The sequence below is a fragment of the Deinococcus malanensis genome, assembly GCF_014647655.1.
In the GTDB taxonomy this organism is placed as follows: Bacteria; Deinococcota; Deinococci; order Deinococcales; family Deinococcaceae; genus Deinococcus; species Deinococcus malanensis.
The window spans coordinates 11,845-38,202 of the sequence record NZ_BMPP01000021.1; the positions used below are offsets into that span (position 1 = coordinate 11,845).

The 26,358-nt window shown below is 62.5% G+C and carries 25 protein-coding genes and 2 pseudogenes; 7 read left to right on the top strand and 20 right to left on the bottom strand.

The annotated features are described in order from the left end of the window. Window positions 1-222: 222 nt before the first annotated feature. Together IEY49_RS18350 and IEY49_RS18355 are read right to left on the bottom strand one after the other, a co-directional pair. Window positions 223-960, bottom strand: coding sequence for a response regulator (locus IEY49_RS18350; RefSeq protein WP_189011433.1), 738 nt, complete (start codon window positions 958-960; stop codon window positions 223-225). Further along, on the bottom strand, window positions 953-3,688 hold the full coding sequence (locus IEY49_RS18355) for a response regulator (RefSeq protein ID WP_189011435.1): 2,736 nt from the start codon (window positions 3,686-3,688) through the stop codon (window positions 953-955). Before IEY49_RS18355 ends, IEY49_RS18350 begins: the two co-directional genes overlap by 8 nt. A 238-nt stretch (window positions 3,689-3,926) precedes the next feature. Between IEY49_RS18355 and IEY49_RS18360 the strand changes: the two genes are divergently transcribed. Next, window positions 3,927-4,985, top strand: a complete 1,059-nt coding sequence (locus IEY49_RS18360) for a mannose-1-phosphate guanylyltransferase (RefSeq protein WP_189011437.1) — start codon at window positions 3,927-3,929, stop codon at window positions 4,983-4,985. Window positions 4,986-4,992: 7 nt separating this feature from the next. Here IEY49_RS18360 and IEY49_RS18365 read toward each other — a convergent pair whose 3' ends face one another. From IEY49_RS18365 to IEY49_RS18410, 10 genes are all read right to left on the bottom strand, one after another. Next, complete coding sequence (locus IEY49_RS18365; protein WP_189011439.1) at window positions 4,993-5,631, bottom strand: hypothetical protein; 639 nt, start codon at window positions 5,629-5,631, stop codon at window positions 4,993-4,995. Next, window positions 5,628-6,371: a hypothetical protein gene (locus tag IEY49_RS18370; RefSeq protein ID WP_189011441.1), complete on the bottom strand. Its 744-nt coding sequence runs from the start codon at window positions 6,369-6,371 to the stop codon at window positions 5,628-5,630. Before IEY49_RS18370 ends, IEY49_RS18365 begins: the two co-directional genes overlap by 4 nt. A 461-nt stretch (window positions 6,372-6,832) precedes the next feature. Then, window positions 6,833-9,877: a putative glycosyltransferase family protein gene (locus IEY49_RS18375; protein ID WP_189011443.1), complete on the bottom strand. Its 3,045-nt coding sequence runs from the start codon at window positions 9,875-9,877 to the stop codon at window positions 6,833-6,835. Between the two features lie 59 nt (window positions 9,878-9,936). After that, entirely contained in the window at window positions 9,937-10,278 is a 342-nt protein-coding gene (locus IEY49_RS18380) for a response regulator (RefSeq protein ID WP_189011445.1), read from the bottom strand. A gap of 22 nt (window positions 10,279-10,300) precedes the next feature. Further along, window positions 10,301-10,636 carry an STAS domain-containing protein gene (locus IEY49_RS18385; protein WP_189011447.1) on the bottom strand — a complete coding sequence of 112 codons (336 nt, stop codon included), beginning with the start codon at window positions 10,634-10,636 and terminating at the stop codon, window positions 10,301-10,303. Beyond that, window positions 10,633-11,013, bottom strand: a complete 381-nt coding sequence (locus IEY49_RS18390) for an ATP-binding protein (protein WP_189011449.1) — start codon at window positions 11,011-11,013, stop codon at window positions 10,633-10,635. The genes IEY49_RS18385 and IEY49_RS18390 overlap by 4 nt, the downstream gene beginning before the upstream one ends. Next, on the bottom strand, window positions 11,010-12,122 hold the full coding sequence (locus tag IEY49_RS18395) for a PP2C family protein-serine/threonine phosphatase (protein ID WP_189011451.1): 1,113 nt from the start codon (window positions 12,120-12,122) through the stop codon (window positions 11,010-11,012). Before IEY49_RS18395 ends, IEY49_RS18390 begins: the two co-directional genes overlap by 4 nt. A gap of 31 nt (window positions 12,123-12,153) precedes the next feature. Beyond that, window positions 12,154-12,453 carry an STAS domain-containing protein gene (locus IEY49_RS18400; protein ID WP_189011453.1) on the bottom strand — a complete coding sequence of 100 codons (300 nt, stop codon included), beginning with the start codon at window positions 12,451-12,453 and terminating at the stop codon, window positions 12,154-12,156. A 42-nt stretch (window positions 12,454-12,495) separates the two neighbouring features. Beyond that, window positions 12,496-13,656, bottom strand: a complete 1,161-nt coding sequence (locus IEY49_RS18405) for a glycosyltransferase (RefSeq protein WP_189011455.1) — start codon at window positions 13,654-13,656, stop codon at window positions 12,496-12,498. Continuing rightward, complete coding sequence (locus tag IEY49_RS18410; RefSeq protein ID WP_189011457.1) at window positions 13,657-14,418, bottom strand: dolichyl-phosphate beta-glucosyltransferase; 762 nt, start codon at window positions 14,416-14,418, stop codon at window positions 13,657-13,659. A 620-nt stretch (window positions 14,419-15,038) separates the two neighbouring features. Between IEY49_RS18410 and IEY49_RS18415 the strand changes: the two genes are divergently transcribed. Both IEY49_RS18415 and IEY49_RS18420 read left to right on the top strand, forming a co-directional pair. Next, a complete protein-coding gene (locus IEY49_RS18415; RefSeq protein ID WP_189011459.1) occupies window positions 15,039-16,460 on the top strand; it encodes a phosphoglucomutase/phosphomannomutase family protein in 1,422 nt (473 codons plus the stop codon). Between the two features lie 72 nt (window positions 16,461-16,532). Further along, a pseudogene (locus IEY49_RS18420) lies at window positions 16,533-16,898 on the top strand (nucleotidyltransferase family protein); the annotation flags it as partial. 256 nt (window positions 16,899-17,154) lie between these two features. Here IEY49_RS18420 and IEY49_RS18425 read toward each other — a convergent pair. Continuing rightward, window positions 17,155-17,319, bottom strand: a complete 165-nt coding sequence (locus IEY49_RS18425; RefSeq protein WP_189011463.1) for a hypothetical protein — start codon at window positions 17,317-17,319, stop codon at window positions 17,155-17,157. Window positions 17,320-17,474: 155 nt separating this feature from the next. Here IEY49_RS18425 and IEY49_RS18430 point away from each other — a divergent pair, with 155 nt between their 5' ends. Then, window positions 17,475-18,542, top strand: coding sequence for an HD domain-containing phosphohydrolase (locus IEY49_RS18430; protein ID WP_189011465.1), 1,068 nt, complete (start codon window positions 17,475-17,477; stop codon window positions 18,540-18,542). 445 nt (window positions 18,543-18,987) lie between these two features. Next, a complete protein-coding gene (locus IEY49_RS18435; RefSeq protein WP_229780904.1) occupies window positions 18,988-19,614 on the top strand; it encodes an SGNH/GDSL hydrolase family protein in 627 nt (208 codons plus the stop codon). A 42-nt stretch (window positions 19,615-19,656) separates the two neighbouring features. On the opposite strand, the gene IEY49_RS18440 is transcribed toward IEY49_RS18435, so the two are convergent. After that, window positions 19,657-19,905, bottom strand: a complete 249-nt coding sequence (locus IEY49_RS18440; protein ID WP_189011469.1) for an OB-fold nucleic acid binding domain-containing protein — start codon at window positions 19,903-19,905, stop codon at window positions 19,657-19,659. A gap of 272 nt (window positions 19,906-20,177) precedes the next feature. Here IEY49_RS18440 and IEY49_RS18445 point away from each other — a divergent pair, with 272 nt between their 5' ends. Then, window positions 20,178-20,552 (top strand): GNAT family N-acetyltransferase, encoded by a 375-nt coding sequence (locus IEY49_RS18445; RefSeq protein WP_189011471.1) that lies wholly within the window; start codon window positions 20,178-20,180, stop codon window positions 20,550-20,552. Here the strand turns inward: IEY49_RS18445 and IEY49_RS18450 are convergent. The 3 genes and pseudogenes from IEY49_RS18450 to IEY49_RS18455 all read right to left on the bottom strand — a co-directional run bounded on the left by IEY49_RS18450 (window position 20,511) and on the right by IEY49_RS18455 (window position 22,925). After that, window positions 20,511-21,563 (bottom strand): aldo/keto reductase, encoded by a 1,053-nt coding sequence (locus IEY49_RS18450; protein ID WP_189011473.1) that lies wholly within the window; start codon window positions 21,561-21,563, stop codon window positions 20,511-20,513. The two genes, IEY49_RS18445 and IEY49_RS18450, sit on opposite strands and share 42 nt — an antisense overlap. A 94-nt stretch (window positions 21,564-21,657) precedes the next feature. Beyond that, window positions 21,658-21,816: pseudogene (locus IEY49_RS21960) on the bottom strand (winged helix-turn-helix domain-containing protein); the annotation flags it as partial. A gap of 605 nt (window positions 21,817-22,421) precedes the next feature. Next, window positions 22,422-22,925, bottom strand: a complete 504-nt coding sequence (locus IEY49_RS18455; protein WP_189011475.1) for a hypothetical protein — start codon at window positions 22,923-22,925, stop codon at window positions 22,422-22,424. Window positions 22,926-23,032: 107 nt separating this feature from the next. Here IEY49_RS18455 and IEY49_RS18460 point away from each other — a divergent pair, with 107 nt between their 5' ends. After that, window positions 23,033-24,100 carry a hypothetical protein gene (locus tag IEY49_RS18460; RefSeq protein ID WP_189011477.1) on the top strand — a complete coding sequence of 356 codons (1,068 nt, stop codon included), beginning with the start codon at window positions 23,033-23,035 and terminating at the stop codon, window positions 24,098-24,100. A 219-nt stretch (window positions 24,101-24,319) separates the two neighbouring features. On the opposite strand, the gene IEY49_RS18465 is transcribed toward IEY49_RS18460, so the two are convergent. The 3 genes from IEY49_RS18465 to IEY49_RS18475 are packed head-to-tail and all read right to left on the bottom strand — an operon-like array spanning window position 24,320 to window position 26,285. Beyond that, complete coding sequence (locus tag IEY49_RS18465) at window positions 24,320-24,772, bottom strand: hypothetical protein (RefSeq protein WP_189011479.1); 453 nt, start codon at window positions 24,770-24,772, stop codon at window positions 24,320-24,322. After that, on the bottom strand, window positions 24,769-25,977 hold the full coding sequence (locus IEY49_RS18470; RefSeq protein ID WP_189011481.1) for a TolB-like translocation protein: 1,209 nt from the start codon (window positions 25,975-25,977) through the stop codon (window positions 24,769-24,771). Before IEY49_RS18470 ends, IEY49_RS18465 begins: the two co-directional genes overlap by 4 nt. Beyond that, entirely contained in the window at window positions 25,974-26,285 is a 312-nt protein-coding gene (locus IEY49_RS18475) for a hypothetical protein (RefSeq protein WP_189011483.1), read from the bottom strand. Before IEY49_RS18475 ends, IEY49_RS18470 begins: the two co-directional genes overlap by 4 nt. Between the last annotated feature and the right edge of the window lie 73 nt (window positions 26,286-26,358).

The following is a 26,358-nucleotide window of genomic DNA, read 5'->3' on the forward strand; positions in this document are numbered from 1 at the left end:
GAGGAAGTTTTCATCAATGACCTGCCGGCAACCGCAGCGGTTGTCTTCCATACAGCGTTATCTGCGACCTTTGGCAACGATTTCCAGAGCTGAGAGTGCCTCGACCCGGCATCAGACGGTTAGGCGCCCATAGTCTCAATATGACGTCAACCACTCTTGTAACGGCAGGATGGCGGGGTTTCGATGCTCACTGCCCGCACCGAACTAGAATGGTGTCATTCCCTATTCCCGCTTGGCGCGCGCGACGGCTTCCAACTCGACCAGCAGGCTTTCGATGTGCTCAGCTGCCTGCGCATCAAGCGTGCGTTTCCCGGTCAGCGCCGGGTCGTCCTCGATACGCGCGGCAACCTGGGCAAGTTGCCCGAAACCAAGGGTGGCGCCTGTGCCGACCAGTGAATGGGCTTGCCGGGAAAGCTCGTGAGGCGGAACATCGTGCCGCCTCACGGCTTCCCAGGTTTCCCGCAGACCCGCAACGCGGACCGGCAGGTCTTCGGTGAAGCGTAAGTTGAGTTCCTGCAGCTGCGCTTGAAATGCGCGCTCCTCTTCCTCTTCCCGTGAGACGTGAAGGGTCCCGGCGTAATGCGTCTGAAGCAGGGCACGCAGGTCGTCCGCCAGCGTCATCGGTTCGAAGGGTTTGGGAATAACGCCGACCGCACCCAGGGAAAGGTACTCCTGCACCTCGCCCCGTTGCACCTTGGCCGTCATAAAGGCGACTGGAACATGCTGTCCGCCTGGAAGGGCACGCAGCGCTGTGAGGGTTTCTGGACCTGACAACCCGGGCATCATCACATCCATCAGCACGAGATCGGGCCCGAACTGCTCGAAACGTTCGAGGGCCTCAAACCCCGTATCGCAGGTCTGCACCTGCAGGCCACCGATATCTTCCAGAGCGATCAATGCCACAGCTTGAATGTCGGCGTCGTCCTCGACCAGCAACACCCGGTGCAGTTCTTTATTCATGAGGGTCTCCAGACACGGCAGGGGGAATGAGGGCACGGATTTTTTCGAGCAGTTCCTCGTTGGACGTGCGTGACTTCACCAGAGACGCAGCCACCCTTTCGGCATTGACCCGCTCCAGTTCACCCGCAGAAAAAACCAGGACGGGCATCGGTGGTGACATCAGACGCATTTCCGGCAACAGATCAAGGCCGTTCCCGTCGGGCAAGCCAGGGTCGAGCAGGACCAGGTCGAATGACTGGCCACGCAGCATCCGACGCGCTTCAGCAAGGCTTTCTGCCTGATCCAGGGTCGCGACGTCGTGGAGGACTTCCTTCACGACGTCGCGCAGGTCCGCATCATCTTCCACATGGAGGATACGAACTGGGCGGTCGGTACCACGGCTGGACGCGAGCCGTACAGCAGAGACGAGTCTGGTCGTATCGACGGGCTTGTTAATCCAGTCCACCACCGAGACCGCATCCCCGTGGATGAGCTCTCGCCGCTCGTCGGCCACGGCCGATACGACGACAATGGAGAGTGTCGCTGTCTGAGGGCGTTGTCTCAGCTCCTGGATGAAGCTGACCCCATCCCGGTCAGGCAGCATCAGGTCCAGTACCAGTGCGTTGTAGTGCCGCTGGGCGAGTTTCTCTTCTGCCTCTTGTGCGTTGTACGCGACATCGGAGTCGAAGCCTGCTTGCCGGAGGATGAGTTGCAGCAGGTGGGCGATGTCCTGATCGTCCTCACACACGAGTATCCGCAGTGGACCCTCACCTGCATCATCAGCAGTTGGGACCCGCTGGATGACTGGTGTCACAACCGGCAGCTCAAAGGCGAACACCGTTCCGCCCTCCGGATGGTCCTCAAAATACATGTGACCTTCATGCCGGTCCACGATGGCTTTACTGATACTGAGTCCCAGGCCTGTCCCTCCCTTTTCCCGGGTAACAGATGAATCCGCCTGCGCGAACCTTCCAAAAATCCGTGCGCGGAACTCCTGAGGGATGCCAGGACCACGGTCGCGGACTGAGACCCGCACACGCGCGCCGTGCAGTGCGGTAGAAATACCGACCGAGCTTCCGTGGGGGGAGAATTTGACTGCATTGGAGATCAGGTTGGTGAGGACCTGTAACAGCCGGTCCTCATCTCCCTTGACCCGCGCCGTTTGGGTGGATGGGACGACGTCGAGAGTCACGCCAAATTGCTGTGCGTAGGTCCGGTTATCCTCAGCGGCCCTCTGGACAACAGACGTGATGTCCAGCTCGCGCATGTCAAATTCCAGCTTGCCGGACTCGATTTTCTCCATGTCGAGCAGGTCGTTGATCAGGCGTACCAGCCGTTCGCTGTTGTTCAGCCCGATTTCCACCAGTTTCTTACCGCGCGGCTGAAGGTCTCCCAGAGTGCCACTGGCGATGAGGCTGAGAGCCCCGCGGATGGACGTCAACGGAGTCCGGAGTTCGTGACTGACCGTAGACACAAATTCATTCTTAAGACGCTCTACCCGTTTCAGGTCAGTAATGTCCCGCGCGATAATCAATGCCTCCTGCTCGAATACGGGCACGAACCGGGCCTCGAAGTCCAGGATGCCCGGCTCATTCGGAGTCACACTGACCATGTCCATGGAGAACTCGGCGCGCTCTGGCTGTCCTGTACGGAGGCTCTGAGTCACTCCAGCCATCAGAACCTCAGCCACGCTGGGGGGCAGAACATCAGGAACATGATGACCGACCATCGCGTTCACCCACTCTGGATTCTCTAGGTCCCCAGGCGGTTTGAACGAGTGGATTACTCCATCTTTGCCAACCCTCATCAGGATGTCTGGAATGGCGTCAATAAGCGCTTTCTGGCGCCTCTCGCTGTCCCTCAGTTCCGTAAGGTTGGCGTCCCGCTCCCGCTCCCGTTGAAACAGTTTCTGCCCCATCTGGGACAGATTGGATGCCAGGGCAGCCACCTCCGTGATGGCATGTGGGGGAAGAGGCGAATCCATCTCACCCTTGGCGATCCCGGCGGTGCTTGCAGCAAGGCTTTGCAGCACGCGTGACACACTTGAGGCCGTGCGTTGCAGGACCACGAAGAACATCAGTGCGGCCAGCAGCACGCCCAGAACAGTGACCAGCAGGGCCAGCCGAAGTGCTCGTGTGCTCTCCTGCGCCCAGCGTTGCTGTTGGGCGAATTCGTTCCTCCTGAACTCCAAGATGGTCTCCCGAATCCTGTCGACCAGCCGCTTGCCCTCCCCACTTCTCACCTGCGCGACAGCGGCTGCGTAATCCGTGCGCACCAGGCGCAGGGCCACGCCTCCTCCACGGCGGTCCCATTCGTTAATCAGCCGTTCCACCTCCTCGATCCGCTGGAGTTGCCTCATGGCTCCCTCGGCCGGATCATCCCGGAGCGAGGCGCGCAGGGTGGCCAGATGCCTGGGAAGGTCCTGCCGTGCTGCGGTGTAAGGTTGGAGAAAATCGGGGTCAAGCGTGATGATAAAGCCCCGCTGGCCGGTCTCGAGGTCGACAATGTTGTTCTGGATGTTACTCACCAGGGTCTGGTGCCCCTGTGATCGCCGGACCAGATCCTCATAGTGTGCGTTCCGGACCACGGACCAGGCGACCGTCAGGGTCACGAGCAGCAGCAGCAGCAGGGGGAGCCACAGGGGCCGCAGCAGGAAGGCCCGGAGAGGAACGCCTCGGCGGATCAGGAAGGCTTCTGACGCCCTGAGGGTCTTGGAAAAGCGGCCTGCATGGAATGTGCGTTGCGGCATGCTGGAATGAGGTCCTCTGGCTGTTGAGTCGGGATCACATCACCGTGAAGGGGACGCGGAACGTTCATGGAGGGAACGATGAAAGGCAGTTTACGCCGTTCACGCCCCACCGGTCGCCTTAAGCAATTCCAGAATAAAAGAGAAAACTACCCGCCAGGGACGGCTCCCCGCACTGTTCACCTGCTGTTCCCGGTACGATACACAACATGAAAAACGGGATGTTCGGGAGGGACGTGACGTGACGCAGTTTTTTCCCATCATCCTTGCTGGTGGCAAGGGTGAGCGGCTCTGGCCCGCGAGCAGCAGCAGCTCGCCGAAGCAGTTCCTTCAACTGCTGAACGGGCAGAGCCTGCTACAGGCGACGGCTGAACGTCTGACCAACGTTGCGGGTGGCTGGGACGGATTGTGGGTGGTGACCGCGCGGCCGTGGCTGGAAGACGTTCTAACCCATCTGCCAACTCTTCCCGCCCACCACCTGATCATCGAGCCTGAAGGACGTGATACTGGACCGGCCATCGCGTATGCCGTCACGGAAGCAGTTCGGCAGGCAGGTGAGGATGTGGTGCTGGGGTTCTTCCCAGCTGACCATTGGATCGGGGATATCGAGAACTTCGAGCGGACAATCCGGGCCGCCATACAGCTCGCGACCGAACACGACGGCATCGTTACCCTCGGGATTCCGCCGCAGTACCCCGCGACCGGATACGGGTATATCCAGGCGGGAGATCCAGTGCCAGGTTGGGATGACTGGGAGGGCGCGCGGGTGGCCCGCTTTACCGAGAAGCCTGACCTCGAAACGGCGCAGCAGTTTGTGAATAGTGGGCAATACCTCTGGAACAGTGGGGTCTTTGTGATGCGGGCCGGGGTGGCCCTGCGGGAGCTTCAGGAGCACTCACCGGACATCGTTGGGCCCTTACTTGAACAGGGTGCCGCTGCGTATGCTCAGCTTCCCAAACTCAGCTTCGACTACGCCCTGATGGAAAAGACCCGCAAAGCGCTCGTTATTCGCGCTGCCTTCACCTGGGACGACCTGGGCGACTGGAACGCGCTCGAACGGGTCCTGGGCTCCCAGGACGGAGGGAATGCCGTCGTCGGCCGGCACCTGGGTGTCGACACACACGGCGCGATCATCTACAGCACCGATGAACGCGACCTGATTGTTACGCTCGGCCTGGAAGACCTGGTCATCGTGCGAACGGGCCACACCACGTTGATTGCCCGCAAGGACCGCGTACAGGAACTGAAGACCATCCTGGTCCGATTGCGGGAGTCGCCCGACCTGAGTCAGTTCGTCTGAGTGCGTGTCAGCTCCGGCAGGGCCACAGCCGCGCCGACTCGGGATTGTCGAGGCCGCGCCGTAGGGCGAGTGCCACATCCAAGGTGACACGCCACTGATGCACGCGCCACTGGCCGTCTTCTCCCAGGCGCATCACCACGTCGACGCTACGCCGGCCCGACATCGGCCGGAGTGTTGCCGCGGCCCACTGGGCGTAGCAGTAAGAGTCCGCGAATGCGGCAATGTTGCCCTGGGGAGCATAAAAGTGCAGCGCCAGCCTGTGATTCCAGGTCACGAACCGCTGCTGGTTCCCGGAGGCGGCAGCACGTATGGCGTCGTCCAATGCCGCCTGAGCAAAATATGTAGTCAGACCGCTCGTGTCTCCGGTAAATAGGGCATAGGACAGTTCCAGCAGAGCTTTCTTGTATGCGTCGGCCAGTTCGTCGCGTCGGGACTCGGCAGGAGGAACATACTGTGTCCGGTCGGGCGTCCAGTTAAGGTTTGAGAGGTCCAGGGACCGCGCCTGGATGACCGCCTGGGCCTCGGTCCGCAGGGCGGCTTCCTGCAGCCGCTCCTGAAGATGTACCCAGGGGCCGGTCAGCAGCATTCCGCCGAGAACAGTCAACAGACCGGTGAGCATCAGAGCGACCAGGATCCTACTTTTCACCGTGAATCCTTGAAGAGGGGCGTCGTCACTCCTTCACCAAACAGCGCGAATCGGATGAACCGGGCCTTGGGAGGCAACACGGGGATCTCGTAACGTGCCCGTCCATCGACCACGGGAATCACATCTTCGCGCAAAGATCGCCCTTCGGCCGACAGAACGGTCGCGGTCACCCCGGTGCCCGTGTCGACCAGGGCGCCGTGCACTGTCACGAGGGGCCCCAGGATGATCACCCGGCCCTGACGCTTCACGCGGAACGATCCTCGCCTGAGCCCGGGCCGGGCCGTCAGACCCACGCGAGCGGACTGCAGGGAACCAGCCTGTAGAAAGAAACGATACCGACCTGCACGGAGCGGTGCCACGTTCAGCGAGGCCTCTCCGTCTATGGCAGGAACCGTGGCCATGAAGCGGAGGTCCTGTGGCCCCAGCCCGATGTATGTCACGGCCGAACCTGTCACGATCTCATTGCCGCGCCGATCACGAAGGTTCTCGGCATCCAGGCGCCAGCCCCCCTGGGCATCAGCCCAAGCAATCTGAGCTGGTGCCTCAAGGACTCCGCTGCTGGCGGCTCCAGGCAACAGGTCTGTGACCACAAGTTCGCGCCGGGTCGCATCCGCGGTCACGCTGACTTTCAGTTCCCCTACTCCGGTACCAGCGCGAAGTGGAGTCCACATCAGAAGGTGACGGGGCGTGGCCTCCCGCCGGGTGCTCGTTCCGTCCGGCAGAAAAGTGAGAATGCGCACGGGCCTCACCGGGACATTTCCAAATCGGTCAACCGGCTGGGCCACCAACAGTGGTCGTGGCCCCCCGACGACGCGTACCGCACGCGGTTGCGACTCCGCGTGGATACGGACGGCACTTCCTGCTTCCAACCGCAACATGCCACGCTGAGAACGTTGTCCAGCGGTCACACGATAGTGCAGTTGACCCGCGCGATGGTAGGTGAGAGAAAGTGAGGCTCCGCCATTTTTCACGACGGTGCGGGCTGTAATAGGGCCAGCAGGGGTAGCAAGTTCCAGGGTGACGACGGTTCCCTCCGGCAATGACCCGCGGGTGGAGTCCAAGACCTTCACCAATACCTTGCCTGAGACCTCCCGCGCCTGCACCTGGAAAGGCCCCACCAGTGGAGTTGGTGCCTCCACCGGCTGCGTGCGGCAGGCTGAAAGCACCAGGATGGCGCTCAGGGCCAGGACGGAAACCGTCCTCACTCTTCGCCTCTTTTGAAATCATGCACCCAGACTGCGTAACGACGGTCTCCCGCTAACGCAAAGGTTTCGGTGGGCTGTAAAGCGCGGGTCTGAACCTGCAGACCCTCCACGCTGCGCTTCACGGCCATCAGGACGCGGTAACCGGGCGGCAAGTCTGCGCGCAGAGGCATGCGCTGCTGGTCGCCTGGGGCAAGAGAACGCGGCAGAAATGTATGGTTGACCCAGGCCAGATCCTGACCTTGGTAGAGGCCAAGAAGCAGGTGACCAATGGTCGACTCACTGGTCCCAAGGTTGACGACCGTTGAGGCCACCATACGGAGCCCAGGTTCGGTCCACACGCCCAGGGTACGGGAGAGGTCTCGACTGGACACCACTCCCTTGGCATCCACCGCCGCACTGGCCACCAGGCGCTCAGTCACCACGCTTTCCACAGCGTCGAACCGAATCACAAAAGGGGTGGTTTCACCGGGAAGAAGCTTGTGTATCACGGCTGTTTCCGCGTTGTTGCGCGCGATCTCACGGCCCCCTGCGTCCCGGAGTAAACCTGTGATGGTGGTATCCGCCGGTCGCGCGTCCACGTTGGTGAGGGTGCCTACCATCGCAAGCTCGCGCTCTGCTCCACCGTCTGGCGAGGGACGCAGGTAGCTCACCAGACGTACCGGGCCCAAGGAAAGCCGTGGACGGTCAAGAACGCTTCCCGCCTTGACCCCGACGCCCTGAAGGCGCCGGGCGGGGATAGCGTACGCGACCTGAGGCTGGACCATGAACCGGCCTGGTGGACGGGCCTGAAGGAGGGGTCGCGCCTGGATGCGCCAGCCTCTGGGCGTGCGGCGCAGATCGTGACGCAGAACATCCGTGAACTCTCCTAGCGCTGTGAACCACCGCAGGCGCACTTGCACCGTTGCCCGCGCCCCCACGACGCCGGATTTCCCCTGGTAGCGCACGCGATCTATCTCAATGTCGCTGAGCTTGGCATAGCCCGTACGCAGCCCACCCTGGACCGACAAGTCAAGCAACCAGCGCTCCTCAGAGAGCTTTTCCAGTGGATCAATCAGGGTGTAGGCCGCGGCGAACCGGCGGAAATCAATATTGTCCCAGTAGCTCATCACGACGCGGTCGGGCGTCTGTGCCGCGTGCAGGGTCCTCCATGTAGACATGCCCACTCCCACCGCAAGGACAACCAGAAACGCGCCGCCCGCGAGCCGGATGGTTTTTACCCGCCCAGGGGGTAGAGTCCATCCGGCAGGGGGCGGCAGCACCGTGAGATTCACGTCGCTCTCCGGCAGTCGAACTGGCCGCTTCCACAGCAGCAGAAGCGAGAGCAGGGCGAGGACAGGGGCAGCAACGGGCAGCACCCCCCACATGGCGACCTGGTAGGGCGGGAGTTCGGGCCGGGGAAGCCGTTCCGGCAAGGGGGGAATATCTTCGCGCTCCCACAGTGCGATCCCGTTTTCCAGTGTTCCCAGCCGGTGCCAGCCACTGAAATACAGCAACGGGTCGTAGAAAGCGTCGTTGCTGAACACGTATTTGAGGTTGTACTTCTCGGGTACGGTCAGGAACCGGCGCAGACTCTCCAGTCCGGCGGTGCCGCTGAACTTGGCCCCTTCCAGGCGCTCGATGGGTGTGGCGGTCAGTTCCGGTAGCCGACGCGCAGAATGGTAGTTGCCGTCCGGCGTGCTGGCGCGCGTGTTTGCCGACAGCCACGCCATCTGATCTCCGAACCCCAGGGTCAGATAGCGGTAGCGCCAATGCAGGTCTTTTTCCAGGAAATTCACGATCGGCGCGATATCAATCGGCTCAGGCTGGAATTTGCGGTAGCGCGTGAGGGTACTGACGGAGATCGCGCCGACGGTGCTGAACACCAGAAGCAGAGCCAGGGAGACGTTGAGACCGTGACGTGTCAGGACAGCGCGAAGCCAGGCGCCGAGCACCCCAACCCTGACGCTCTCCACAGCCAAGCCCACGAACGGCAGGATCAGGATAGTCGCCCAGAACGTGAAGCGGTCCAGGGTCAGGATGTCAAAAGCGCCGCGCAGGAGTGCCCTCGGCACGGGGGTGGTGCCTCCAGTGCCCAGCACGAACAGCAAACTCAGGCTGGCCACGATCGGCCAGCGCCATGAGCGCATCTGCGCCCAGGCAAAAGGCAGAAACAGGACCGTGCTGGCCCAGGGGATCAGCCAGAACACCAGTCCTGCCGCCTGGTTCTGAAGAAAGTTGTCCCGGCTGGCATGGGGAATGGGCACCTGTTCAATCGGATCTGCGCGGCTCCACAGCCAGTACGGCAGCACCACGATCACCAGCATCATGATGGTGAGCACGGCGAAGAGAACAGCCCGCCCGGCACGCGGCAGGATTATGGGGAGCGCTGCCAGACGCCCCCGTCCAGGCGGCAGCTCGCGCCACCGCACTGTGGCCAGAACTACCACCAGCAGGGCCGGGGCGGTAAAGAAGACACTCCCAAACAGGGTCGTGACATGGTGGGCCGCCGTGGTGGCGGCCATCCACAGCACCGCGATGATCAACGCCCGTTTGTTACTGTCACGAACCCAGACCCAGCCGAAGGGAATGGCATTGAGCAAGAAGGCCAGTGAAAGCGTGGTGGGCAGCTGACCGAAGACATGAACGGTCTCGGTGATGGAACTTGAAAGTGCCAGGGCCACGCAGGCGTACCCGGCCGCCCGGGCAGGCACGATCAAGCTGGAAAAACGGTAGACCCCGACCGTGAGTAGCAGCAGGGCACCTAACTGCACCACCGCGAACCCAAGCTTGAGCCCCACGAACTTGCTGGCCAGTGCGATGAGGTAATGGGCGAGCGGAGGATACGACACCAGCCAGAACCCAGTATACCAGCGAGGTTCCCAGGGATCGAACCAGTTCGCTGCGTAATGCGCACCGAAGAAAATATGAATCAGCGCGTCATAGGTCCTGACAAACGACTGGTTGAAGAGCAGGGTCCCGTGCAGCAGCAGCACCATACAGAGCGCGACGGCAAGCAGACGCAGGCCGTCACGGGCTATGGAAGTGCTGGGGTCGGGGGCCATAGTGTGGGGTCGCGGGTCAGGCCCGTCTGGAAGGGGTCATTCTACGGACCTGGTGCCGCTCAAGCGGAGACGTGCCTTTCAATGATTCCCAGGAGGTCCTGACGGGAGAAGGGTTTGGTCAGAACGCCAACGGCGCCCAGTTCTCGTGCCTGGCGTTCGTCGCTCTCCTGCCCCCGGGACGTGAGAATCACCACTGCAGGGCCCGGACGGCCTCTGAGCCGTTCGAGCAGCCCGAATCCGTCCAACACTGGCATGCTCAGGTCCGAGATAATCAGGTTCGTTTCTGGATGTTCATCCAGCTGGCTGAGTGCCTGCTCGCCATCACCGGCCATGACGACTCTGCATCCCAGACGCGTGACGACATGTTCGATGAGGTGCCGGATGTAGGGTTCGTCGTCCACTACGAGGACCGTGCAGCTCATGTCAGTGCGGCCCCGCCGGGCTGCTTTCCAGGGTGTCCTGGATGGGAATCACCTGATTGAGTAACGTTAATTCCAGCACTTTCTGCACCATAGGACTCGGCGAGACGATCACCAGGTCGCCCCCGTGCTGCCGGGCGGACTTGAGCCCGGACACTACAGAAGCCAGCCCCGCGGAATCCATGAAGTCAACGCCCTGCATCGTCACCAGGCAGCGGGCCAGGCCGGCCTCCCGCGTCTCCTCGAAGCACTCCCTCAGACGGGGAGCTTCGTGAGCATCAAGACGTCCAGTAACAGTGATGTGCGCCGTACCCTGCGCGTATTGCGTCCATTCAATCATGCTGAACCTCCTGCGTCGAAGACAAGACGAACCTGATTCCTCTCCCCTACACGCTCGTAAGATACGGATTTGCTGCACCGCTGCACGAGCGGGAGACCATACCCCCCCTCCCGCAGTTCCCCCATTGGCCGCACCTCGGTCGCGGTCGGGTTAAAGGGGGCGCCGTCATCTTCGAGGATGACCTCGTATTCGCCTACAAGGTCACGAACTTCAAGGTGGAGTGTCCGCGCTCCGCCGTGGCGGATGGCGTTTCCAGCAAGCTCTGTGACCACCAGATCAACCAGCACCACCTGAGCGGCACGGGCACACTGCTGTTGCACGAAGGCGCCAAGTTGTGCGAGCTGTGACGTATCGGCAGGAACGGTGATGGCGCTCATGCGGCCTCCGGGTTGTATTGAACCAGAGCGAGGGTAAAATCGTCCGTGATGGTCCAGCCGCGCAGCTGACGCATGATCTCCCGGAACGTTCCTTCGCGGGTGACCTGACCATGCAGCACCGCTTCAAGGCGTGCAAGGCCAAACAGTTCCGTGCCGCCTGGAGTCTCACGTTCAGCTTCACTGAGCCCGTCGGTGTACAGGCACAGCAGGTCACCCGCCTGCAGGCGCCCTTCCCGCAGGGGATACCCCGGCAGCCGGAACGTGCCGAGTGGCGGGGCGGTCGCTTTGAGCGTTTCGACGGCCCCCGAGGCCCGGCGGATGTAGATGGGTGGATGACCCATATTCAGGTACTGGAAACGTCCGTCCGGGTGGAATTTCAGCGCGGCAACACTCGCAAACATCTCTGCATCCTCCAGATATCCGTGCAGGCTGCGGGCAAGCGCTTCACCCACATCGTCATGCTCTACGGCCAGGACCATGTTGGACACGAACATGCCGGTAAACAGCGCCGCCGGGACGCCCTTCCCGCTGACATCACCAATCACGATCCAGTCGCCGTAGCTGGCCAGGAAGTCTCCCCCAACCTCACGGGCGGGGCGCAGGAGGGACGTCACGGCATAGTGGCGGGGGAGCTGGAGGGTCTCCGGCACCACCCGCCTCCAGATTCGTGCGGCGGTAGCACGCTCATTTTCCGCCACTTCGGCCAAGATCCGTTCGGCCCGTGCCCGCATGGCCTCTTCCGTTGCGCTGATGAGGTCACCCAGCGTCTCCGCGAGACGAGCGTCACCCGCCGTGAACATGGCGGGCTTATCCCAGAAGGCGACCCAACCGTTGGTAAATGGAACACCAAGCACGTGTTCGGGCGGCTGGAGCTCTCTACTTTCAAAGCCAAACACCCGTCCGGACGGACGGTCCTGCCGGTGCAGCCAGTCCGGTACGGGGGTCACCCACGACCCGTCGAGATTCAGGGCGCTGCCCCGGGCTCCCATCACCCCCTGTGCATCGCGCACCAGGTCCCACAAGCCCATCGCGTCGTTGGCCCGTACGGCCCGCTGCACAGCCTGCTGCAGGAAGACCACCTGGTCGTAGCAATCTCCAAGGGCAGTCATTGTGGACTGCATCAGGTCATCAGACACCCGCTTACACCGTTTCCTCGATAGGCAGGATGTGGTACAGCCCGGTGATCTCCAGAATCACCCGCACTGGGTCCTGCAAGCCCCGGATGCTGAACGAGTGTCCTGCCTCACGGGCTTTCTTGTACAGGTTGATCAACGCCGCGAGCGCGGTCGAGTCAATGAAATTCACATGGGTGAGGTCCAGCTGCAGCGGATGCTCGACCGGTTCGACCTGCGCCTTGAAGCGCGGCACCTGATGTGCGTCAAACCGCCCTTTGAGGGCCAGGACCGCGCGTTCTGTTTCCTGCCGTCGTTCAATATCCATACTTCATTCCTTCCGGTGGCCAGCACGGCTGCGCTCTTGGCATCATGGCTTTTTCTGCGTGGCCAGCAATGACTCAAAGTGCCGCATGTACGAATTGGTGACTTCATCCAGGGTAAGGCCAGCCGCCGCCCGGTGATTGGCGAGGCCAAGCTCCCATGCGTACTGCGGGTTTCCCAGGACGCGCCAGAGTGCCTCTGCGAGGCTGGTGGCGTTCCCTACCTCGAAGTATTCAGCGCAGTAGCCCTCCTCCTCAATCAGGTCACGCAGGTCACCAATGTTGGGCATCACCGATGCCCGGGCATACTGACCTGCCTGGTGAAGCACGCCACTCGAGCCGGTGGTGCTGTTGTAGGGAAAGGCCACCACCGTGCTGTCCCGGAAGATGACCGGGACGTCCTCCTCGGCAACGTAACCCGTGTAGGTGATGTTGGGGATATCGCGGTAGTGCTCGCTCATGCTCTGGAGGTAACCCTTGGCGTTAGGGGAGTCGCTCCCGGCAATGACCAGCCTCAGGCGTGGCTCGCGCTGCAGCAGCACCCGGTGCGCCTCGATCAGTTCCTCGACACGCTTGTACGTTCCGAATTTGCCAAAAGCCATCACGGTGGGGATTTCGGGAAGCTCCACGGGTTCTTCAGGCACCTCAAAACTTCCATGAGGCGCGAGGAACACATTCGTTGCTCCGTATTGCGTGCGCAGAATCTCCACGTAGCGCGGAAGCGTCACCGCCAGGAGATCACTCTGCAGCAGCGCACGCGTAAATACCTGGCCGGCGGCCCTCGTGGCTGCGTCGAGCAGCTTGTTTCCCCCAAAGCCTGCCTTCTCAAGGTCGACGGTTTCGAACAGGTTATGCAGCAGGGTAATGGTCGGGAACCCTGAACGGCGCGCCAGCATCGGTGTAATCAGGCCGAGTGCGGCTGGAACGCGGCCGTCCCCGAACGATGCAAACTGCAGGTTGAACAGCACCACGTCCGGTTTGAGCCGGCGCAGTTCTTTTAGGATAAGGGCCGCGTTTCGCGGGTCATTGAAGTGCCAGACCCTGCGGACGTAGAACGGGTCAGGCTCCGCTGGACTGTCAATCCTGTCCGCCAGGACCGTCAGGCGGGTAACCTCCGGTTTGCGCCGGAAGGTCTGGGTGAGATGGTATCCATACTCGTTGAGGCTGCCGCGGCTGGGTGGATAGGCGGAGATGAGGGCGATGTGCATTCAGCTTCCTCTCTGATAGGCGCCTTGACGGTCGAGTTGTCGCAACGCGAAAATGTCCTTGAGGAACTTGACACTGTCCTGCACCGAGTTGACCTTACTTCCTGGTGCGTCAAACCAGCGCACCGGAATCTCCGCCACCTGGTAACCGAATTTGTGGGCCAGGTAGAGCAGTTCCAGGTCAAATGAGAAGCCCTGCATTTTCTGCAACTGGAACAGCCGACTGGCACGGGGTCCGAACAATTTGAAGCCGCACTGGGTATCTCTGACGGCCACGCCACTCAGCGCCCGGGCCACGAAGCGCAGGCCCCATGAAACCAGTTTCCGCAGAGCACTCTTGTTCTCCTCACTGGCTCCTTCGCCAACGCGTGAACCCACAGCAAGGTCGTAGCCTTCATCCAACTTCCCCATCAACCGGGGCAACTCCTCAATCGGTGTGCTGTTGTCGGCATCGGCAAACAGGACGCGCTGCCCCTTTGACGCCAGAACGCCGCGCTGCACGGCTCCGCCTTTCCCGGTGTTGGCATGACGGACGACCCGCAGGTTTTTCCAGCCTAACCCCTCAACCAGATCGGCAGTGCCATCTTTGCTGCCATCATCGGAGACGATAAGTTCCCAACGGTAACCCAGTCCGGAAACGATTACAGCCATGGCCCCCAGGGTCGGCAGAATCCGTTCCGCTTCGTTGTACGTAGGTATGACCACCGACAGCTCCACCGTCTCTACGGGCGATTCCCGCCATGCTTGGAAATCCTGGTATGACATTTAGCGCCTCCGGGTTCTCACAACTGACCGTACATCACGGCACGCCATCAGCCCACTTGTGATTATTGACAAGATGAAATGTGCAGTCAGACATGACTGCCTCCTGAAGTCAGTCTGCAAACCGGGTGCAACGTGCGCCCTCCTTCGCCTTGCGGCCGGGCGTGTGTCCTGGGCCATACCTGATGCTAACCAACAGCTTTGAAGCCCCATTTGGGCAAGACTTCATGGTTCCTGTTCCCCACGTGGGCAAGCCCAGTGATCCCCCGGCAGGAAAAACTTCCAAAAAGCCACTGGTCGTACCGCCAGACAGGTCCCCGCACCGGATAAGGCCGGCTGTCAAACGCGGAGGTGTCATCTGGAACAGGTGATGCCTCCAACGACAGGTCTGACCAATCCCCGGTCATGCGCCCCTGTTCCCAGGACTGCCCGCATATCTGTCAGGGCAAGAGGGTTCCAAGGCATCCGCATTTCGCGGTCCTGTTCATAACGGCCGTACCCGAAGAATTGACGCTGGGCCAGGCCACAAAATGCTGATCCAAAAGACCATATCAATATTCACTTTCCCGCCCTGCTGTACTACAGTTCCCATACAGATTATTTCGCGTGGAAGGAGAGAACGCATGCCAATCAAGTTCGGCACAGACGGGTGGCGCGACATCATTGCAGACGGATTCACTTACGAGAACGTACGTAAGGTCGCCCGTGCTCATGCGCAGTACCTGCGGTCTCAGGGTGGCCAGGAGGTCATCATTGGGTACGACACCCGCTTCCAAAGCCAGAACTTTGCCCGTGTAGCCGCTCACGCGTTCGCCTCATGCGGCCTAAATGTGCAGCTCAGTGACACGTTTATTCCGACGCCGGCCCTGTCCTTTGCCGTCTGGAATCGTGGGGCAGCGGGCGGCGCCATGATTACCGCCTCACACAACCCTCCTGAATACAATGGCTACAAGCTCAAAGGCCCTTACGGCGGCAGTGCCACCCCCGCTATTGTCCGTGCGGTAGAGGAAGTACTGGAGTCGGAAGCGGCAAGCGACACGCAGAGCGGACAGATCTCTCCCCTTGACGTCCGGCAGGCGTATTACACTCACCTCGATACCCTCCTTGACCTGGATACCCTGCGGTCGTATCCAGGCGTCCTGTATCACGATGCCATGGGAGGGGCCGGCGCAGGCTGGCTCGAAGGTTATGTCCGCCACGCTGGTCTGCCGGTTGAGGTCCGGTCCGTTCATGGTAATCCGAGTCCTTTGTTTTACGGGGTCAACCCGGAACCCATCCCGCAGAACCTCGCGGCACTGATGGACCTCCTGCAAGGCGAACAGGGCCTCACTTTCGGCGTGGCCACAGACGGCGATGCTGACCGGCTGGGTGCCGTCACCAGTGGCGGTCACTTCTTTAATAGTCACCAGATTTTTGCGGTGCTCCTCCAGCACCTGCATGCCCAAGGCGGGCGGGGACGCGTGGTGAAGACGGTCAGCACCAGCCAGGTGGTTGAACGGCTGGCGTCAATTCTTGGCCTTGAAGTGCTTGAGACTCCGATTGGCTTTAAGTACATCGCCGACGCCTTCTTGGAAGGTGAAGACGATCGGGACAAGCGGGTGCTGATCGGGGGGGAAGAGTCTGGCGGTTTGGGGGTGGCAGGCCACATCCCGGAACGCGATGGCCTCCTCATCAGCCTGCTACTGCTGGAGGCGGTGGCGAAGAGTGGCCAGGGTCCCAGAGAGCTTTTCGCTGAGATCGAGCGTCGGGTGGATTACCAGCATCACTACGACCGCGTAGATCTGCTCGTTGATCGACACTTCGACAAAGTGGGCGCGTTGGAGCGAGCCGGGCACTGGACGACAGTTGCGGGCCACACAGTGAAGGGAGTGAATGCCCGCGACGGTGTGAAACTTCTGCTGGAAGGAGACGCCTGGCTGCTGTTGCGTGCCAGTGGCACGGAACCGGTGTTGCGGGTGTACGTTGAAGCGCCGACAGCCAAAGCGCAGCAGGCCATTCTGCAGGAAGCTGTAGAGCGAGTTCAAACATCAGGGCCAGAAGCGTAGCAATCTGACCCTGTCTCGCCCCTGAGGAACCCGACAACGTCCGGTCCGTGAAGGCCTGTCTCGTATGACGCGGAAGACCGGGTGATCCAGCTGGCATCACAGCTTTTCGGAGACCTGGACGTCACGGTCGAAGTGAGGAACCAGGCACGGGTGCACCTGTGGTCTGAACGGCGGTTCGGTCTCCTGTGTCTTGAGCTGACGTCTACTCGTAGTGGGATCGACCGCTTCCTGATCCTGGCGACCTGTGTGGGCATCACGCCGGTCGGATCAGGTGGGTTCGAGGTGTATGCCCCGCACGGGTTCTCGGATCTGACTGGGGGGCTCTTACGGCCCAATCCGGTGCACCGTGACCAGACGTTGTTTCTGGCCAAGGCGCGGAGCTATCAGGCGAGGTGGCCGTGGTTGCAGGTCGTTGATGTGGCGCCAGACCAGGAATAGGCGCACGCCGGCGCAGCGGCGTGCGCCCTCGGGCAACTTTTCAGCTCATCACGAGACTTCTTTCATCCACCCGAGACTGAAAAACGCTTGTGATGAAAGCACCAGCTCGATGTGCCAGCGCACCAGACGCCAGGTCTCTGGGGGCCACACCCCTTCCTCCCCGTGGTTTCGCGCGTGGTCGAGCGTCTTCTGCTGTTTCAGTCCCGTCCAAAACGCGCTCCAGAACGATAGGATGACGCCACGCGCAGGCTCGCTCTCATGCGCCATCAGGGCCCTTGACCCGCTTCTCCTGGACCGGGGAGGGAAACTGATTCTGTTCGACGGGCGTCCGGACCACCTGCTGATGACGTCGTCCGGTGAAGTGGCGCTCATCGATGTGCAGGAACTGCGGTCGGGTGATGGGCTGATGGATCTCGCGCAAGGGCGTGAGTGTGGCGGCTGTCAACGTCCAACCTGTGCCGGACGAAACGCTTTCGAAGACTCGTTGGATTGATTTATTAACTCCTTAATGTTCGACCATCATCCCGCCTGAACACCTTCAGAGTCCTGTGATGACGGCTTCTGTACGGTAAGCACATGAAGTCCGGAGTTGCACCAACATCAGAGCGTCCCGAGGCAAACGGGAGCCGAGTGCCGGACCGTTCGCCCAACCACGCCCGTCTGGTGGACCAGGCAGCAGTAGGCCTCCTGGAAATCACCTTCCAGGGCGACATCATCATGATCAACCCCAGTGGAGCCGCGCTGCTTGGCTATACCACTGAACAACTGATCGGGCGCAATGTCCTGAGCATCACCCACCCGGAAGACATCCCACGGACCGTCGAAACGCTCGGAGGCGTGGTGCAGGGCCAGACCGAGGTCGGTGTGGTGGAGAAACGGTACCTTCGCGCGGACGGCAGCATTGTGTGGTCACGCTCCCGCGTGTCCCTGTTCCGCGACGAGCATGGCCACGCGCACTCGTGTGTCGCCGTGGTCGCGGACATTACCGAATTGAAGGAAACCCAGCTCAGGTTGCAGGAAGCCTACACCCACCTGCAAGCCACGCTTGAAGGTGGACTCCTCGGTTTGGGCCTGGCGCTTGAAGCACGGGACCTGGAAACGGCCGGACATACCCAGCGTGTGGTGGAACTGAGCATAGGGCTGGGCCAGGCCCTGGGTCTGCCGGAAAGCCAGCTGGCCGAGCTGAGGCACGGCGCGTACCTGCATGACATCGGTAAACTGACGATTCTCGACTCGGTGCTGATGAAACCCGGCAAGCTCGATGCCCAGGAGTGGGCACTGATGCAGACCCACGCGGTGGCGGGGCATGAAATCGCCTCGCGTATTCCCACGCTGTCCCCAGGGGCCTTGCAGGTGATCCGGCATCATCACGAACGCTGGGACGGGAGCGGGTACCCCGACCGGCTGGCCGGCGCAGAGATTCCACTGCTGGCGCGGATTTTTGCGGTGTGTGACGTATATGACGCCCTGACGGGGGAACGGTCGTACAAGCGCGCCTGGACGCATCAGGACGCGATGGCGGAATTGCTCGCGCAGCGCGGAAGACAGTTTGACCCCCTGGTGGTTGTCGCGTTCACCCGGATAGCGACCGGTACGAAGGCCACCAAGGATAGGACTGACAGACCACTCGCTGCCGGGTTCTGAGTTGCGCTCAGTCAGGAGCGCTTCCCGCACCCTGGTTCGCACACAAGTAGTGCCCCCTTTGAGGTCGTCCCTGGCCCCGGTCTGGGAATCACGGGCTTGCATGATGCTGACGTAGTACTTCAGGTTTTCATCAATGACATCCCGCTTGAGTAGGCCCACGAGCTCTGTATCGGTCATGCCTCATCATGCGCGATGGTATTTCTGGGTGTACGGGTGGGCCGTGAGCACCGAGTGGGCCATTCTTCCTCAGGCGGCTCTGCCCGCTAGAACTGGATGTGGTCGGCGAACCACTCCAGCAGGTGTAACTGAACTTCACTTCACGGCGCTGATAGGCTGAAAGTGGCTCATGGCTGACACGCGCCGAAAGTTCTTGAAGCTCCTGGCTGGTGGACTTTCCGCGGCCGCGGTCAGCGGTTACCTGGCAAGCCGGAAAGGAAGGGCGGGCATGTTCACCATCTACACTTTTGGCGACTCCATCCTCGATTGCGGACGCTACAACCCGTATGGGATTCATCCCGCCCAACTCATCGTCCGCAACGACGACCTTCGTTTCCCGAAATTCAAAGGCCGAGACCTGAGCAGCCGCGGACCCGCAACGTACATCCACTGTGCCGTCGACGGTGCCACTGTCGACGACCTTCCCCGGCAAATTCGTGGGCTTACTGTCTCGGAACCCGCTGCGGCGCTCCTCACCATCGGCGGAAATGACCTCATCCAGGGTCTCTCGGGAGATACTGGGGCAGGCGTCGCTGCCTTTGAGAGGCAACTCGATGAGTTTCTCCAGAACCTCCCGGTGAGGCCCGTGCTCCTCGGCACTGTGTACGACCCGACGTTCGGTGATGACCGCCGGAACTTCCTCGCCACCCCACCCGAGATTGCTCGTCAGAACCACCAGCGCGTCAACGCCGTGATTACGAGACTTGGACAGCAATACGGCGCTGTAGTGGACTTGCATGCCCATTTCCTGCGGGGGGACCCTTCGTGGTTCACCAGCGTGATTGAACCGAGCCTGACTGGTGCCTCTGAGGTTCGGCGTGCTTTCTTGGAAACCATTCTTGCCATGCCGCCGTGAAGCAACCCCTACGCCTACGATACGCGTTGCCTGGCTGATGAGTTAATCGGCGGCTTCTACTCCCGGCTCAGACCATCGCAAGGGGAGTTCGCTCAGTCGCTGTACCTTCACCGTCACGGCCCGCCCCAACCGTGTCACCTGCCCCTGCACGATCAACGCTCTGGCATCCCGCAGCAGCACCCGGTGCGCCTCCCACAAGTCTGGGCTGATGATCGCCTGCACACGAGCGGTGCGGTCCTCCATCACGTAAAACGCGAAGCCCTTGGCCGTCGGCAGCCGCTGTTTTGCCACGATGACCCCCGCGGCCCACACCATCTCCCCGTGCTTCAGGCCCCCAACGCCTGGCACCCCAGATCCCGCAATCTTGCCTGGTGCGCGTCCAGGGGGTGCAGACCGGTTTCACTCACGCCCTTGGTCTGCAAGTCGAATGACAGGATCTCCGGTTCAGACAGTTCCGGCAGGTCCGGCGACGGGGTGTCGAGTCCAAGCAACGCCCGCGTTCCAGCCTTACGCGCGTTTGGGGCCCGGGAAATGATGACCGGGATTCACCAAGGAGGAGTGAAATGAACGCGTTGGTTCGTGATTTTCAGCCGGGCGACCTGGATAGTATCGCCGCAGTGCACCGGGACGGTGCAACCGAACCAGTCGTAGATCGCGCCATGACGCAAATTCATGACGCTGCCGGTATGGACTATCTGCGGCGCATCATTCTCGAGGATGGCGGTGAGGTGCTGGGATACGGCTATCTGGTACGCTCGGCGTGGCACCCGCCCGGTTGGTTTCAGTGTGAAGTGTTCGTCTCGTCCGGTGTCCGGCAGCGGGGCCACGGGGCGGCGATAGCAAGTCGACTGATCGATCAGGCAAGGGAAGTCGGTGGCACTTCGGTCACGACGTGGTCAAATGGTCGGTTTCCACAGTTCGAACGTTTCGCCACATGACGCGGGCACGGGCGCATCCGCATGCAGGAGCCCCTCTGCCTTCAGCTCAGCCCAGAACGCCGGAGGAATCTCGACGTCCATGAGTTGCAGGTTCTCCGAGATATGAGCAGGTTCCCGGCCCGCCACCAGCACCGACGCCACCGCCGGATGCGCCAGCGGGAACTGCAGGGCAGCCGCCTTGAGCGGAATACCGTGCCGCGTGCACACCGCCGCGATCGCCTGGGCCCGGCTCAGCACCTCCGATGACGCCGGCGAGTAGTTGTACCTGGCCCCGGCCCGGGGTTCGGCGAGCACGCCGCTGTTGTACACCCCGCCGATCACGATGCTCACGCCCCGCGCTTCACAGAGGGGCAGGAATTCTTCCAAAGAGGTCTGTTCCAGCAACGTATAGCGCCCTGCCAGCAGGAACACATCGAAGTCCCCTTCTCGGATGAACTCCGCCGGCATCTCCCACTGATTCATCCCAGCTCCAATGGCCCCAACGACGCCTTGAGCGCGGAGTTCATCCAGAGCGCGGTAGCCGCCCCGCATCATGATGTCACTCACCGTGACTCCAACGACGTCCGGATCGTGAATCAACAGCATGTCCAGACGGTCGACCCGGAGACGCCGCAGGCTGTCCTCGAAGGACCGCATCACGCCGTCATACGAGTAGTCGTACTCCACATTCAGCCCAGAGGACGTGTGAAACCCGGGGGTGCCGTCAGCCGTGAGTTGCGTGGGATGCGGCGGGATATCGGCCCGCAGGACCCGTCCCACCTTGCTCGACAGAATCAGGCCGGGCCGGCCGGCCAGTGCCTGACCGAGGTGTTCCTCAGCAGACCCGAAGCCGTACCACGGTGCAGTATCGAAGTACCGGAGGCCCACGTCCCAGGCGGTGGTCAGGACCGTGTGTGCTTGTTCGTCCGGCACGGGTGTATAAAGACCGCCTACAGGGGCCGTACCGAATCCGAGCCGGGGCAGCGACAGCCCGGCGCGGCGCAACCGGGGGTGAGAAGCAGGGGAAGTCATGCACATGGTTGTACACCTTCCAGAAGCAACGGGGCCTATTCTTCAGTTCACCCTTCGACCTATCCGGCGTGTTGCGCCGCTCGTGCCGGCTGATGTCCTGCAGGACCTGCGCGTACAGCGTCGCTTCCGGGGTCTGTCCTCTGGACTGCACCCAGCCTTCCCGCACGGCCACCTCCGTGACCGCGCGGTAATGCATTGGTTGCGGGTTTGCGAACTTTTCGAGGACCCTCACGGCTGCGTTCAGGAATGACAGGCCTGGCGTCTGCGCACGCTACGAGCCACGTGAATCTGCCTTGAAGAAGAATCAGTGGTACTCGTAAGGGAACTGAGCGCGAACGTGTTCGGTGCCGTCTGGACCTACCGGCTGGCAAGCCCATGAATCTGTCGTCCATCGTGACGCTGACTCCGCTGCACTGAGACCGGACCCGTCACGGGCCACCACCTTCCCTGAACTGTCCGGCCCACGTCAGCCCGGACGGAGGACGAGATGACCCATACCAACCCCAAGCGCCGCGTAGCGCCGCTTCTCGCGGCCGTGCTGCTGCTCGGCGCTGCACACCAAGAAGCGAACGCCATGAGGACAGGCGAGCACGAGCCTTGACCCAGTCCCATTGGGCAGCCCTGGTCCAGCCGGTTTATGAGGTTGCAGCCGTCGCGGCTTATTGGTAGTCAGTTGCGTAGAAAGGTTGTGCGCTGAACACGACATTTTACCTATCTCGATTTGGACTCACCAGTACTGCCTCTGCCCATGAAGACAGCACTTCGAAGCACAGGGTTGGCAAGCCAACGGACTACCAATAAAAGGTCCGGCCAGGGTCCCCACATTGGGACCCTGGCCGGAGTAGCTTGGGAGCGCCCTCAGGTCGCGCGCGCCACGGCCCCAGCGGGGGGAGGCTGCGGCAGCTGCTGGCGAGCAACACGCAGCACCCGCAGGACGAATGCCGGCTTGAAGAATGCGGCGGGCGGCTCAACCAGGTTCTGAACTTTGATGAACATTGCGAAGACGGCGCCGTCGTGCACCGCCGTACGCTGCACCATCGTGAAGTACCGCCCCGTCAGCCGCGCAGCCAGCGGCTGAGACCAGTTGGACTCCGGGTAACTGCTGTCGCCACCCGTCACCAGACTCCACGGCAGGTCCACCGCACGGGCCGCCGCGCGGAAGTATCGCCGCCACAAAGGCGTTGAGGTGGCCGGAGCTCTCAGGGCGTCGCGCAGAGCGAGGCCTTCAAGCGACGCGACCGTCATGCCCTGGGCATAGGTGGGGTTGAAACTACACAGGGCGTCACCCATAACCAGCAGGCCCTCCGGAAAGCGCTTGAGCCGCTCGTAGTGTCGCCGCGCATTCGCGGGGTACTTATGCACGGCGATGTCTGATACCGGTTCGAGGGTACTCAGGAACGTTCTCGGCCACGGCCCGCAACATCCGCCGGATTCTCAAGGCGAGCCCGGGGCTGGAGCTCGACCGTACTGTGTGCGAGGTCCTGAGTCCTCTGGTGCCCGAACTGGGCGAGGCCCACGCCCCACGCACCCAGCTTGACGGGCGGCTGCTCGAAGCGGTCGGCCATGTCTTCGGGCTGGGCCTGCGTGACGTGGATGTGCTGACGGTGGACGACATGCGGTACTGCGACCTCGCCACCATCGAGGCCGGCTTTCTGCTTTTCGGGTCTGCCTTCCCCCTGGGAGGAAGCAGCGGCATTCCGCACGTGATCTGCGCCCACCGCAGCGGCGAGATGACGCCCGGCGGCGAGGCGTTCATCCGCCAGCAGGTGGCGGAGGGCAAGGCGGTCCTGATCGAGCTCGAGGCCTTAGACGAAAGCTTCGTGCGGCGCCTGGTGGGGGATCTCGACGTGCCGGAGCTGGCTGCACTCTCGCCTCGCCTGGCTCAGTTCACAGGCGGCAACCCGCAGTTTTTGCTGGAGACCATCCGGCACCTTATAGAAAAAGACGGGCTGCACACTGCTACTGGTCGGCTGCCGCTGCCACCCAGGGTCGGGGAGGTGCTGACGCGCCGCCTGCAGGGCCTGTCGCCGAGCGCCCTGCAAGCGGCGCGGGCGGCGGCAGTCCTGCAGAGCGACTACTCGTTTGATCTGGTGGCCGAAGTGCTGGGCGCGCCGTTGCTGGCCGCTGCGAATGCCTGGGCCGAGCTTGAAGCCGCCCATATCATGCACGAGGAGCGCTGCAGCCACGACCTCGTGTATGAGGCAGTTGAGGCCGGCATGCCCGCAGCCGTGCAGCGCCTCCTTCACCGCCGCGCCGCGCGGGTGCTCTCGGGCCACCGGGCACCTCCTGGGCGTGTGGCCCGCCACTGGCTCAGCGGTGGTGATCCGGGCCGCGCGGCGCCGCTGCTTCTGGAAGCGGCTGCCGATGCTGCGGCAACCGGCCGGCTCCGCGAGGCGGACGACCTGTACAGCCTCGCGGTCTCGGCCCTGATAGCTACGGGAGACCAGGAGGGCGCGCAGCGCGTTCAGATTCTTCAGGCCAACCTGAACATGCCGGGAGCGCTTCAGGGCGAGCTCCCTCCCCCGCCCGCCGTCTGAGGGATTTCTCCAGTTTTTCCCCTGAAGCCTGTGGCTTTCTGGCCCCGACCGAGGCCGAAAAGACTCGTGGAGTTGTGAAGCACAGGATGACTAAGCGTTTTTGGGACACGAATGAAGGGGCTTACAGGTCTGCACGGTATGAACACGCACGGCGAAGAATCATCCCAGAGCACGCCCCTGGCTTACCTGCATGGAACCTTAAACAATTGGCGGGGCGCCCTACAGGTCGGCTACCAATTGCGTCCTGCGCCGATGCAGTACCTGCTCCTCCAACTTGGCATAAGTCAGGCCACCCAGAACACCCAGAACTGCAAAGGAAAGGCTTGTGGTGATCAGCACCAGCGCACCTCCGCCCAGCGCACTGGTCAGCACCGACCAGCCACGGTGAAGTCGCCCGGCCAGGGCCGCCACAGGAGCGACCAGCACCCCGAACATCAAGGCGGCAGGCAGTCCGAAGGCTAGAGCCAGAGCGAAGACGCCAGTCCAGGCATACGGCGCGTTCCGCCAGGCATCAGCCCCATCAATCACCAGTGACGCCACGACCAGAACCGTGGCTGTGACGAACGACACCAGCACGGCAGCCAGCAGGGCCAGCCCCAAGCGGCGAAGGGAAGTCGTCAGCGCAGTTGTCAGGGCGCGCATGATGGCCGTCGGTCCGGGGCCACGGGTCATTGCGGTCCACACGCCACGCCGGTGGCGCCTGCCACCCGGGACACCGCTCTGCCGCTCGCGGATTCCTTGACGACCAGGGCATGGGCCCCGGGTGGAGGAGTGAAGTCATTCACGCGGGTCAGGGCCTCCGGTCGGGGATAGGCCACGCTCAGGGCGACGTGCCGCGAGTCGGCCAGCCAGCAGGAGCTGTTCAGCACCGTGAGAGTGCCCTTCGGGGCGCTTCCCACGATCAGCTCGCGCATGGTCTTCCGGCCCAGATCGGCCACGTAGGCGTAGGTATTGACGTGCGCGTTGCTGTCATGACGCGCCAGCAGGATAAGAAGTTTCCCACCGTCGGGTGAGGGCACGACATCAAGCACGCTGCCCTCGAACGTTCCCATCCATCCCAGCACCCGCAGCCGCACCTCGCGCACGTCCACCGCAAAGATGGCGGAAGTCGTGGTGCCTGCACTGCCCACCCCGTACCCGGCGTTGGAGGCGAAGTACACCTGGCGCCCGTCGCGGGTGACCCGCGGGGATGTGACGGTCCAGCTCACGTCATCTGCCTGCGCGCGGGGGTCGATGTCCGCCAGGAACCTGCGGATGGCGGGCTGCGGCGCCGTCTTCAATGTCCCCAGCAGGTTCTCCGGCAGGCGGCGGGTGAAGACCTCGGTGCCGGGCCGGCCCCCGGGACCGTACAGGAGTACGCCCACGTCGTCCGGGGACTGGACCGAGCCTAGCGTCGCCGTCACCTCGCCATTGCGCGAGGTGCTCTGGTACAGGGCCGACTGGCTGGGAAGAAACGTCTTGCGCTTGACGAGGTTCCAGCCCGCATTCTCCCCATCCGTGCCCACGATCAGGGCGTGGCCGTCCCAGGTCATCCAGCGGGCCCGCACGGTGGTGAAGGTTGGGCCGGGCACCAGGGAATTCAAGAGTACGCTCTTCGTGTACGGCGGCCTGCTCAGCCAGGGCCGCAGGGGCGGAACCTTCTCGGCATGGATATTCGTTCCCTGGGGACCGGTCAGGAAGGCGAGTGCGCCATCCGTGGGGGAAAGGGCCAGCAGCACCGCGCCGCGTGATTCCGGCACCTGCCGGGCGGCCTGGCCGGGGGTGCTCTCCACCCACGCCGCCCCGCCCTTCAGGTAGGCGAGCCGACCGGTGGGCGCCGCTGCCGCCGATGTTGCCGTGAGCGCGGCGATGATCAGGGAGCACAGGCGGCCCGTCATGCCAGCCACACGCGCGTCTCCGGGGCGCGGACCCAGGGGCGGGCCCGGCCCAGGACGGCCCCGAGCTCCTGAACCAGCACGGGCAAGGGCAGCAGTTCCAGGTCGGGCACGGCGTCGAGCGCCAGCCGCACGGCGCCCCTGGAATCCAGTCCCGGGCGGCGCAGCAGAGCCAGGAAGGCGGCGTCGTGCTCAAGCGCCCGGGCGCGGTGGCACAGCTCCTCGTAAATATCCATGGGCGCCGCGCTTGGCGTCACGGGCCCGGGTTCGATCGGCGTCAGATGGTCGTTCCGCGGGAGAGTCCGTGTCATGGCGTCAGGGTAGTCGGGGCAGGATGATTGCAGCATGACGCCCTGGGGTAGTGGCCGCAACGAGGTCAGCCGT